This window comes from Aeoliella straminimaris (assembly GCF_024054565.1).
Lineage (GTDB): Bacteria > Planctomycetota > Planctomycetia > Pirellulales > Lacipirellulaceae > Aeoliella > Aeoliella straminimaris.
Window position 1 is genome coordinate 90,695 of sequence record NZ_JAMXLR010000072.1, and the last position, 12,165, is coordinate 102,859.

At 58.3% G+C, this 12,165-nt stretch carries 6 protein-coding genes; all 6 read right to left on the reverse strand.

Annotation, left to right across the window (positions count from 1 at the left end):
* Nucleotides 1-19: 19 nt before the first annotated feature.
* Entirely contained in the window at nucleotides 20-2,083 is a 2,064-nt protein-coding gene (locus NG895_RS20310) for a glycoside hydrolase family 127 protein (RefSeq protein WP_252854362.1), read from the reverse strand.
* Nucleotides 2,073-4,472: a glycosyl hydrolase family 95 catalytic domain-containing protein gene (locus tag NG895_RS20315; protein WP_252854363.1), complete on the reverse strand. Its 2,400-nt coding sequence runs from the start codon at nucleotides 4,470-4,472 to the stop codon at nucleotides 2,073-2,075. Before NG895_RS20315 ends, NG895_RS20310 begins: the two co-directional genes overlap by 11 nt.
* Nucleotides 4,469-6,076 (reverse strand): MGH1-like glycoside hydrolase domain-containing protein, encoded by a 1,608-nt coding sequence (locus tag NG895_RS20320; protein ID WP_252854364.1) that lies wholly within the window; start codon nucleotides 6,074-6,076, stop codon nucleotides 4,469-4,471. Before NG895_RS20320 ends, NG895_RS20315 begins: the two co-directional genes overlap by 4 nt.
* Nucleotides 6,048-7,784 carry a hypothetical protein gene (locus tag NG895_RS20325; protein ID WP_252854365.1) on the reverse strand — a complete coding sequence of 579 codons (1,737 nt, stop codon included), beginning with the start codon at nucleotides 7,782-7,784 and terminating at the stop codon, nucleotides 6,048-6,050. Before NG895_RS20325 ends, NG895_RS20320 begins: the two co-directional genes overlap by 29 nt.
* Nucleotides 7,765-8,406, reverse strand: a complete 642-nt coding sequence (locus NG895_RS20330; protein WP_252854366.1) for a DUF3826 domain-containing protein — start codon at nucleotides 8,404-8,406, stop codon at nucleotides 7,765-7,767. The genes NG895_RS20325 and NG895_RS20330 overlap by 20 nt, the downstream gene beginning before the upstream one ends.
* A 97-nt stretch (nucleotides 8,407-8,503) precedes the next feature.
* Entirely contained in the window at nucleotides 8,504-12,013 is a 3,510-nt protein-coding gene (locus tag NG895_RS20335; protein WP_252854367.1) for an autotransporter-associated beta strand repeat-containing protein, read from the reverse strand.
* Between the last annotated feature and the right edge of the window lie 152 nt (nucleotides 12,014-12,165).

A 12,165-nucleotide genomic window follows, 5' to 3' on the forward strand; every position in this document is an offset into this window, starting at 1 on the left:
CAGCTCGGGACGACGCCGCTCACATGCGGGGCATCCAGACGGTCATCTCGCCTTGCTTGCGGTTGCCCCAAGCATAGTACGGCACCAAGCGACAACGGATCTTGCGAGTGTCGCTTTCGCGGACCGTACGATACAGCGATTTCCACTCTTCGCTTTCCCTCACCGGCAGTTCACCTTCGAGCGTTACTACGCCTCCCAGAAGATCGGCGTTGAACACGGGCTGCAGTTCGCTGTCGGTCGAAAGTCCGACATCCGCAAGCGAGACGCCCTCAGGCAAGTCCGCCGATTCCAGGCAGTAGACCACCGGACCACGTTTGACGGCCAGTTGATTGCGGCTTTCCTCGACCAGCGGGTGGGATTCTAGTTTAACAACCGGCATGGGCAGTGATAGTTGAACCACGTCATCCGCTTTCCAGGTTCGGCTAAGCGTCAGATAGCCGTCGGCTGATTCAGCTTTGGCGACCTGGCCATTGACAGTGAGTGCGTGCGACTCTGCCCAGGCGGGAAAGCGAAGCTTCAAAGCGACGTCGCCGGCAGGTGCCCGTTGAATGCAAAAGGCGATCTCGCCCTGCCATGGATACTCGGTGATTTGTTCGAGTTCTAGCGGTTCGCCGTCGATGGTCGTCGAGAGGCGATTGCTTCCGTATAAGTGCACCCACAGCGTGCCAGTGGATCGGCTGTAGGCATAACCGCTGCTCTGGGCCACGGTACGGGCGACGTTGGGAGGACAGCAGAACGAAACGATGAACGGTTTCCGTTGCCGCGACCAACGCATTTCGGTCGGGTTGGTCGCGACCACACGCAGTGGATTGACGTACAAGTAGCGAGTGCCGTCGAGACTGACGCCGCTGAGAATCGAGTTGTAGAGGGCCAGTTCCATCCAATCGGCGTGGCGGCCATCGCCGGTGGCCAGCAGTCGACGCCAATTCCATAGCAGGGCACCCACCGAAGCGCAGGTTTCGTTGTGAGCTGTGACGTTCGGAAGCTGATAATTGCGTCCGTACGCCTGGTGAACGCGTGTGATCTGGTCCTGGGCTGGCGAGGCGTCGGGCGAGGCGCCGTCGTACAGAGCGCCACATCCGCCGGTGAGATAAAGTTTCTTTTCCATTACGTTATGCCACACGGCTTCCAAGGGTTCGGAAAGTCGCTCATCACCGGTTTCGAGATACAAGTCGGCTGCACCTGCGTAAAGGTAGTTCGCGCGCACCGCATGCCCCACCGCCTCGCGCTGCTCGAGAAAGGGGAGTCGATCCTGATTGTCGTCGCCACCCCCTTCGAGTCCTGCAGCAAGATTGCGAAGATCGATCACGCGCTGTGCCAACTTTAAATAGCGCGCTTCGCCTGTCGTGCGATAGAGTTCGATCAGCCCCATGTAGTGGGATGGGCAGACCGCCTGCCGGGCCATCTGGGGTGTGGGGTTGGCGAAAGCCCGTTCCAGGAAGTCGGCTGCTTTCCTGCCAGCATCCAGTAGGTCTCGCTTGCCAGTCGCACGATACCGCACGCAGCCCGCCGTCATGAGGTGGCCCATGTTGTAGACTTCGAAGTCGTGCCGATCGGTAAACGGCCTGGCATCCTCATCGCCATTCCTCGCGCGGATGAGCACTGGCGTGTGGATGTAGCCATCCTCGCGCTGTGCTGCGACGATGGCCGCGGCTGCCTGATCGATCGCCGATGCCAGGTCGGATTCCGGCTCGGACTCGAGTGCGTAGCAGGCGGCTTCAATCCATTTGTAGAAGTCGCCGTCGTTCCAGGCGGCGCCATGGTAGTCGCCCTGTTGCTTGCCCGCAGCGATCAAGAAGTGTTCGAGAAAGGGCTTGTAGCGCGAGTCCCGCATCAGCTCCCACATCGAGGGAAGAGTCTGCTCGAGGCAAACTCGCGATCTGTCACTCCAGAATCCCTCGGTCCACTGCGCTTCATCTAGTCCCACTGGACGCAGCAAGGCGTGCGGGCTGTGACTGGTGTCGGTGATGGCGAAAGGTTCGGCGGCGACACATCTACCGCCAGCCAGTAGAATCACCAGCGCGCACATCACTTCTGATGGTGTGGCTCGCGAGCCGCGTTGGCCGGGTGGATTAGAATTCATCGTCCTGTTTCAATTTGGGGCCCAGGATCACGGTATCTCCTGGTTTCATGTCCAATCGCGTCGTATGGTCGCCATAGGCGATTTCTACACGGCGCGGCAGCTTCGACGTGATCCGGCATCGCTGAAGTTGGCTTTGATTCCACTCGATGTCGAGATGGAAACCATCCCTCGCTCGCACGCCGTGCAGTTTGCCTGTGGGCCAGTCTTGGGGCAGGGCGGGGAGCAGGTCGATCCGACGCAGTCCATCCTCCGTCTTCAGGTGCGACTGCACGAGCATTTCGGTAATGCCTGAGGTGGCACCGAAGTTTCCGTCGATCTGGAAAGGAGGGTGAGCGTCGAACAGGTTCTCGTACAGCCCACCTCCCTTGTATTCGGTCTGGTCTGAATGCGTTAGGGTCATCAGGCCACTGAGCACTTTATGGGCGTGGTCACCATCGCGCAGCCTCGCCCAGAAGTTGATCTTCCAGGCTCGCGACCAGCCGGTTCCTGCGTCGCCCCGCATTTCGAGACTTGTCTTGGCCGCGTCAAACAACTCGGGCGTATCGGGACTGATTTCGCGTCCTGGATGGAGCCCCCACAGGTGCGAAACGTGCCGGTGGCGGTTGTTCGGATCGTCCTTATCCTCGAGCCACTCCTGCAATTGCCCATGCTTACCAATCTGGTTCGGCGCCATGCGATTGCGGATTTCAGTCCACTCTTCACGAAGCTCTGAATCAATGCCCAGCAATTGGCTCGCCTCGATAGTGTTAGTGAGCAGATCGCGAATGATCTGGTGATCCATCGTGGGCCCCATGACCAGGCCGCCATTCTCAGGAGAATTGCTGGGGCCACTGATTAACCAGCCTTCGTCGCTCCGTGGATCCTCTACCAGGTACGAGGCAAAGAACTGTGAAGCTCCTTTCATGAGCGGATAGGCGGTTTGCTCGAGAAACGACAAGTCGCCGGTGTACTCGTAGTGCAGCCATAGATGCTGACAAAGCCACGCGCCGCCAGTGGGCCAGATGCCGTGATTGGAGGCGTTGATGGGAGCCGTGCCACGCCACAAGTCGAAGTTGTGATGCAAAACCCAACCTGGGGCGTCGTAGTGCAGCCGCGCGGTCTCGGCACCGGTCTCAGCAAGCTGCGCGAGTGCTTCGAACAGTGGTTCATTGCACTCACCAAGGCCGCACGGCTCGGTGAGCCAGTAGTTCATTTCGGTGTTGATGTTGCACGTGTACTTGCTGTCCCAAGCGGGGGCGAGGTCCTGATTCCACAATCCTTGTAGATTGGCTGGTTGCCCCCCGGGTCGGCTGGAAGCGATCATCAAGTACCGCCCGTAGTGAAACAGCAGTGCCGCAAAATCGGGATCGTGTGTTTCTTGCGTGGCGAGTAATCTGTCGTCGGTATCGAGGTTGCGAACTGCCTCGGGCGTGTCGCCCAGCGTCAAGCTCACGCGATTAAACAGGTTGCGGTAGTCGGACGAGTGACGCTCGAGCAGGGTTTCAAATGATCTGCCGTCCAAGGCGTCCAGGTCATGCTTCACGCGTAGTTTCGGATCGGCAGATACGTCACGGTAGTCGACCACCGACGAGGCGGCACACAGCACGATGGTAGCTTTGCTCGCCTTCGCCACGTGCAGATCTTCGCTGTTGTCATCGCCCGAAGTTGTGATGGTTCCATCAGTGTTCGTTACCCGCAGTTCTGCCGCGAAACTCACGTTGCCGTCTGGTAGGTTCTGGCTAGTTTGCGAGCCATTCACTTGGCCGGTTAGCAGTAGCGTCCTGGAATCGACAGCCGTGGTAGTGGAACGTTGGTGGGGGCTGGTAAGCGAGAGAGTGAATGCGAGAGCTTCAGGACGATCAGCCTCAAGCTGTAGGACGATGGTATCGTCGGGGTGCGAGGCGAAGGCTCGACGGGTGATTCGCACTCCCCCTTGCGAGTAGGTTGTCGTGGCTACGGCGTTCGACAAATCGAGCTTCCGCTTGTAGTCAACAGCTTCCGCTGTATCTCCTTCGAAGCGAATCGATATGTCGCCGAGTGGCTGGTACGACTCCTGCCCCAACGGCACGGACATGAAAGTCCGCGAGGCGAGCTGTTCCGCCTCACGCTGTTTGCCCTGGAGCAGTAGTCGACGGATTTCTGTCAGGTGATCGGATGCGCCAGCGTTAGCGTAGCTGCGCGGGCCGCCCGTCCAGACTGAATCTTCGTTAAACTGAATTCGTTCTTCGGGCACGCCCCCAAAAATCATGGCCCCCATACGCCCGTTGCCAATTGGCAGGGCACTTGTCCACTCGGTGGCGGGATCTGAATACCTTAATGTCCAGCGATCGTCAGCAGCGTGGGAACTCGAGGTCGCGGCGTGCAGTAAGCAGGCCATCCATAGTAACAGCGGTAGTCGAAAGTGATTCATGGATTGTCGCCTTGCCTGGTTCGTGGTGGAAGTTGTGCTTCGATTGTTGTCAGCCCTTCCGCGTGCGCTAACAGCTTACCATCGCACAACAGCGTTAGCCCTGGTTTGAAGCCGTACATTGTACCAGAGCGATCCCACACAATGGTCAGGTTTCGACCACGATAGCGCAGTCCGTCCAGGCAGAACCAGTCCCACGAATCCTCCGGCAATAACGGCGAAACCTGTATGCGATCACCATCGGAGGGAACGATGCCCACCAGGCCCGTGATTACCAAGTCGCAGAAGGTGGAGTGGTTGTAGTAGCGACTCCGTCGCTCTTTGGGGCCGGTGATGAGCCAGTCGCCGGTTACCTCGTCATAGTACTCGCCGATGTACGCCGCGCCGTCTTTCTGGTGGGCGTTCGCGTATCGCAGGAGGTGTTCGAAGTAGTCGCGGCGGGTGATGTATGACTGCTTGGGGCCGCGCAGCAAGTTTGCCATGGCTCCCAGCGTCTGGCTGGTTGCAAATGGCCACACGGCGCCATCCCATTCGCAGGTGCCGACACCATGCGAGCGGAATTCGGGGTGCCGTCGCTCCGCGGTGGTCAGCCCGCGAGGCGCCCAAAAACCTCCGCGGTCCTGCGTCTGCAACCAGGCAGCAGCGTGCTGCTCACTCGGCAATCCAAACAGCCAGGGAATATAGCCAATTGCCTCTCGGGCGGAAGAGAACTCGCCACGTTCCAGGCGGACCTTGAAGAACTCGGCCTGGGGGTCCCACATGGCTTCGATTGACTTGGCACGCAATTGGGCGGCCTTATGTTGATAGGTGTCCGCCAGATCGTCTCGACCAGCCAATTCGGCCAGATCGGCAATCGCTTCGGCGTTGCCAACCATGTAGGAGTTGATCGTGGGTCGCACGTTCTTTACGCGCCGACCGCCACTGATCGATTCTTCCATGCCATCTTTTACGTCGTGTTGCCAGAACAGCCCGTTGGGAAGTTGCCGCTCCGCCTCCCACTGTTCGTAGTCCGCTATCAGGTCGTCCAGGAGCCCGACCGCAAAGGTGTCGTCACCTGTCACCTGCCTACGCTGGTTGATCGCAGCGGCAAGCCAACTGCTGAATTTGTGCAAGTGGAGTTGAGGGCCGTCACCAGGACCGCCGCGCAACCAGAAGTGAATGTACTCGTCTAGCAGTGTTTGATCCTGCAGCCACCGCGCCTCGGCAAGGTGGTGCCCCAAGGCGCAGGATATGGTGTTGTAGGCGCCCGCATGACTGACCGGCGTGATGAATTCCGTGAGCACCCTGCCTTGCGGCGTGTCTTTGATATGTTTCCGTAGTGTCCACCAACGGAAGTAGAATGTCTCCACAAAACGGGAAGAGGGACAGTCGAATCGGGGGGCTTGTTCGGCAATCCAGTCGGCAGCTTGGCTGTTGGGGATGAGGTTAACAACGTATTCGTCGTCCGCTGCATTGAATCGCTCGACAAATCTGCGCGAGTGATCCCGCGGCAGGATAGAAGTATCGTCAGCGGCAGCATATAGGGATACCAGCCAGCACATCGCGATCGTCGAACAACGAAGCAGGCCATCGAACACGTTAGAAGCTCTTCCAGAATAAGTCTTCATAGGTGCGGGGCGTGGGCCATTCGCGTTTGGGTGCCGCTGGGTCGAGGCCGTTGAGGAAGTCTTCGATGTTGGTATAGCCATCGCGATTCAAGTCCGTGGCCGCATCGGCGGGGTCCTCGGGGTTGAGTCCGTGGCTCAACTCCCAGTCGTCAGGCAAGCCATCCGAGTCGCTGTCCTGATACCGCTCGCCCTGGTAATCGGGATAGCCACCGACCTGTGCAATGTCAGTGAGTATGCCATCGCCTTCCTTGTAAGTGACGGTCCCGGTTCGAACCATCTCGATGATGCGTTCGTCCACGGCGTCTCGGCGGGGGCTCGTGGCGCCGGCGTTCTCCAGAACATATTCGTATGCTTCCTGTGCTGGTTGGATCTTTACATAGGCGTGCGGGTAGGGCTTTGCCGATCGAATTTCCGACAGCGCTTCTTCGCGGCGTCTGGTCGCCGTTTGCAGCTTCTCTTCCTCGCTGGGGTCTTCATAGCTGCGGGTCTGCTTTAACGTCAGTTGCTCTTTCAGCGGCAGCATGTCTCCTAGCTCCAATTGCACACCGCCGGACCAGTTATCCTCGGAAACCTGTCGGTTGCCCTCCACGATGTTTCCGGCGACGTAGGCTTTGCCAAAATCGAGGTTGAAGCTGGGACTGCGCCGCTTTTCCGGCTTGAGGATGCGATAGGCAATGGGGCGATCGGTAGGGGTTGCCGGTCCCGGTTTAAAGTAATTGTTGATGATGGTGTAGAAGCTGCGGTGGTCGCCGCCATCGATGGTGCGATGTCGCCAGTTGTAGAGCACATTGTTGATGAAGTTGAAATCGTAGATCATGCCGACGCTGGGATTGCGCCCCGTATTGCACGCCCACAAGTTGTGGTGAAAGGTGCTGTTGTAGCCACCCAACGTGCTTCCGAATGCATGATTGAAAGTGTCGAGGCCCTCGCTGAAGATCGAGTTCTGAATCGTGATGTTCACCGTCGGTAGTTTTTCTTCCTTCGATCCGCCTGGCGGCTGGTACATGTGGCGGTACATCGAGAGGTTCTCATCCAAACCCCAGCTTGCTGAGACGTGATCAATCATGATGTTGCCAATCGGATTGCCACCCAAGGCGTCATTGCGGTCACCAACCCAGGTCTCACCACGGCGGAAGCGGAGATGGCGTATCACAACGTCATGGGTATCGATCTCGACCGTTGCGCCTGCGATGCAGACTCCATCGCCGGGGGCACTCGATCCGTCGATGGTCAGGTAAGGTGCGCGGACGATGATGGGGCTTTCCAGGCGGATGATGCCGGCGACGTTGAAAACCACTGTTCGCGGACCACCGGCTTCCAACGCTTCGCGGAATGTGCCTGGGCCATGATCCTCCAGCGAAGTAACAACAAATACCTTGCCGCCCCGCCCACCGAAGGAGTACATGCCGCCGCCCTGCGCTCCGGGGAAGGCCGGAATGTCTGCTTGCGGGAGTTCTTCAGGGCGCTTGGCGCTCGGAATGTAAGGCTTGCCACGCGCGGCGGCAGCCTCAACGGCAGGCAAGGCCTGTTGCCAAGCTTCGTCGGAGTGACGCCGTGTGGCTTGATTGCGCCGCTCGCTCTCGGCAGCCACATCCTGCGAGATGGTTGGGTATTGAGCGTGCGAAATGCCCGCTATCGACGCACCAAACATTAAGGCTAGGACCGTCATTCGACTTGCGACTAGCGAGCTAGTTTTGGTCTTCGTCATGCGATGCCTTCTTCTTTGTTCGTTCGGCCAAGTCATGCTCGGCCTGTTTCAGGTCGTAACCTGCCTGCGACAGATAGTTGTTAATCCGCCCTTTGTATTTGCCAAACAAAGCGTGCTTTTCCTCGGCTGAACCCGCGTCCATGGCGTACTCGCGCGCTTCGAGGAGATTGAAGCGGATGAAGCGTTTCTGTTCCTCGGTCAAGTCGGGTAGAAGTTGTGAGTAGGCGTTGTAAGTATGGGGTACTACCCCATAAGTCATTCCATCCTTGACCTGTTCCAACCGTTGCGGATCGAGTTCGGCGAGCAGTTGAGCGCAGAACGTACGATGCTGAGTAACCACTTGGCGTTGATAGGCGTCCAGGGCCGCAGTCTTATCTTCTGCCGCTGCCTCGAGCAGGTGATCGCGGACGGCGTGTATCTCTTGGAGCTTGTAGTACTGGCCGGCGATGAGGTCGACGACCCGGTCTCGCTGCTGAGGGTCGCTGATCTCCAATGGTTCGACGATGCGTTCAGCCCGCCGGTGAATTGCCTGCCGATAAGCTGCATCGCCCTCCGTCTCGCCCGATGCGCGAGTGGCCGGATTAAGGAGCAACGGCAATAGTAACAGCCAATATCGACGCATGGAGGGCGGGATGCGGGGGGAGGGATGATAAACGAGATCGGCGGGGCCAGTGCTGCCTGTGGACCCCGCCGATCGCGATAGCTCGCTAAAAAACAACCTAGGCTCGACGTCTTGCCACGACTGCCAGCATGGCAGCGGCGATCAGTAAACCGAATGCAGATGGTTCGGGAACCGCTTGTTGGTTGGACGCCAGGCCCGACAGTGCACCGGATGAGGCGCCAAAATTGTTCTTCCACACGGTGTAGTCGGAGGCGTCGACTATTTCGGGGGTGGAGTCGCCGGGCAGCATGGCCGTGGTACTGCCAAGGTTGTTTCGCCAGACGACATAGTCGGCGATATCGACGTGGCCATCGCCATTGTAATCGCCTGCTAGTCCAGTGGATGTGGATGCCGTGAGTCGAAGGACGGTATCCATGCTCTCGAGCGACAGTGTAAAGCTGCCATCGCCGATCACCGAAAGTCCCGTCATGTCGATGGTGCCACCGGAGGTGGTGAGGATGTCGAATGTCTGACCTACCGAGGGAGACCCCAGCAGCGAAACGTCAATCATCCCTGCCAGGGTGGCGTCGCCCAGGATGGTGAGTTGGTCGTAGCTGGATTCGTTGTCGATTTCGAACTCGAGGGCAGCTCCCTCGGCCAGATTCAGATCTGTGCCAGCAGCAAGCGTGCCGATGCCATCCATGACGCCCAAGGTTCCCGCTTCGACGATTGTATCGCCGGTGTAGGTATTGGCGCCGTTGACGATCCACCTGCCCGAGTCTTTTTTGGTGAGCCCAACTGCGCCACCGTCCGACGCATCGGCAATTGCAGGCGAAAAGATGTTGTCGCCGGTGTTCGAGCCACGTAAGGTCAGCTCCCTGTCGACGGGTGTAAAGACATACGTGCTGTTATTTGCAAAACCTTCCACACTCTTGTTCAGGCGCACGCGGGTCGGGCTTAAGATTGCTGCAATCTCCGTGTCCTCAGGGATTCGATTACCCGTGACCGTCATCCCGACCACGAGATCGGAAGTGCTGGCAAGATTATACAGTGTGGTGTTGCCAATTTCAGGCACACCAGTTACGGTGCTACCGGTGCGAGATTCAGCCACATCTAAAGGCAATGCAGATGCGTTGGTAAAGTTAATCGCCCCCGAACCAGAGGCATCGATTGTCGCGCCGATGGTGCCGACCGTAAACAATCGGTTGGTGCTGCCCGCTGCGCCCTCGTATCGCAGGGTGGAACCCTGGATGAACAAATCGCTAGCCGACGTTCCGGTGCCGATGCTGCTCGATCCGTCTGCCAGGCTCTCGACGGCAAGCGTCGTACCGAAGTACTGATATTCGTCCGCGAGAGCTACCGTGTCTGCTTCGGCTGCATCTTGCAGGGTGGTCTGGTAGCGGCCAATGACGGTTGCTTTTAGCGCGTTGCTGCTATTACTACCCGTGACCCGCACCATGCCTAGTTGCACGCGGTCTGCCCCGTTGGGGTTGTTGTAATCGCCACCATTGGTGACCAGCAAGTTGTTGGCGCCAGTCAGCTTCGAGGCCGCCAGGGTAAGGGTCCCGCTGCCACCGCCTAGACGGTAGGTGGCCTGACCGCCGACCAGATTGCCAACCACCAGCTGCGATGCAAGGGCTGCCGGGGTGATCGTACCTGTGAAGGTGGCTCCCTCTTCCGGCGCGGCGATTGTCATATCCTGGAAAGTGGTCAGGCTGCCGCTCGTGAAGTCGAGCGTGCCACTAAGATCGGCAGCGGTAGTGAGCATCAACCCGCCGTTCGACCACCCTTCATAGGAATACAAGTCGGTGACGATCGGTGTCGGCAGCTTGCCCGAGAAGTTCCGGAAGCGGTCTGAAAAAGCTGGGTCGGCCGTTGCGGCTATGGTGCCCAGGTTTCCGTTGACGTTATTGCCGCCGTCAACGCCGATAGCTCCACCTGTCGAGTGCACGCGGTCGTTGCTTCCTGTGGCTCCCATGTCGGAAACGTGGGCAAAGTGTAGGTTGCCACCTTCAACGAGAATGGTGGCGTCGCGCGCAGAGTCGATCTTGGTGCTGTTGGTGCCTAGTTGCAGCGTGTTCGTGTTGCCGAACTGGCTGCTTTCGACGTACAAGGCGCCCGTGCCCCGCTTGCGGATGCTGCTTCCGGCAGTCGTGGCGGTGTTGTTGCCACTTAGATCGGTGTTGCGGATTTCGCCTCGGATACGGGTCAGGCCGCTGCCATCGTAATCCAGGCTATTGCCCGTTTCGTTCCACTGTGCACCGGTAAGTATCAACTCTTCGCCTGCTGGCAGTAGGTTAATCGGCCCGGCGGAGTTGCTCGCGAACAGGCGTCCAGTCATGGTCAGCGAACCGCTGTCACCCAAGTCCGGATTGCCCGCCGACTTGATGGTTAAGTCGTGTGGTATCTCCATGTCTTGTGCCAGCGTTCGCATGAACGAGCCACTCGCGGGATCCGCGGCGCCTCTTGCGACGACCAAATTGTAGCCAACTTCGTTGGCCACGGTGCCCATCTTGAGTTCGTAAGAGGTGTTGGTGCCATTGGGCGATACGGCGCCGAACGCCCCATCGTCGCGAAGCACGACGTTGCCACGAGCGATGAACGTTGTGCCGGAGGTTCGTGGCACGGCGCTCGTCGCATTGTTGTAGAGCACGACCGTCGAAAGTGGTACCGTGGATTGCCCGCCTTTTTCACTGCCGATCCAAAGGTCTCCACTTCCCTGGATTCCTCCGACGAGATCCATTATTCCATGCGGATCACCTGCGCCAACCTCGTCGGTGATTCCATCCGTGCCAAACCGGTCCGGATCATCTGCTTGCAGGAGAGCGGGGATGTTCGATCCGCCAGCATTTAGCCAGAGTTTTTCGTCGACGAGCTGACCATCTTGATCAAACTGTTCGACCACGGTGAAGAGCGGACCCATGACAAGAAGTCGTGTTTGGGTGTCGACGGATTGGGTAATGTCGTACTGGCCGATGTGCGTACGAAAGCGGCTAAGGTTAGTAGTGCTCGGATCATCAGGAGATTGAATTACTTCTTCCAGGCCGCCAGATAAGACGAGTGTCTGTGTACCTACAAAGTCGAGGCTGTCGTTCGGTGTGGAGATCAGTGCGGCAATCTCGTTGCCCGCCGATGGATTGCTGGTGATCATCGCGTAACCGCAATTGAACGAGCAGTTGTACCAATCCGCTAATTTGGATTCGTCGTCCGGATCGGGAGCTGCATCTACGTCGTTGCGCTCGCTATTTTTTAAAATCAGATTGCCAGGCCCATTGATTGTGGTTGTGACACCAGGTGCGCCGATTTTGAGCGACGCGATCGTAATATTTCCACCGCCAAGGTCCAGGTTGAGATTGTTGTTGAGGGCGACCGATAGGTTGGCGCCGACTACCGGTCCAACGTTCTCCTCGTCTTCATCGGTGTGGTTGGGGTCGTCGGGGTAGTTGGGGTTTCCCGGGGGACTGCCGAGCGCGTTCCAATTTGTGTCGGTGGTCCACGTCTCGGTTGCGCCGGGGCTCAGGTTGATCCAATCGAAATCTTCCAGTAACTCGTCCTGGGCATTACAGGTTGCTGTCCACGCGACTAGGGCGAAGGAAGCGAGTGCTAAAATGCTTAGCGAACGTGTCATTTCAAGTCTCCGTCTGAGGCGAAGCCTCCAAAGTTCCGTTTCGTAGCGATGAGTTCGGCCACTAAGAGTAACCTATGCAGGGCGAAGTCAATCGACAGAGGGTGTATTCACACTGCTATGCGATTGGCACAGGCGAGAATAGGACCGACCTA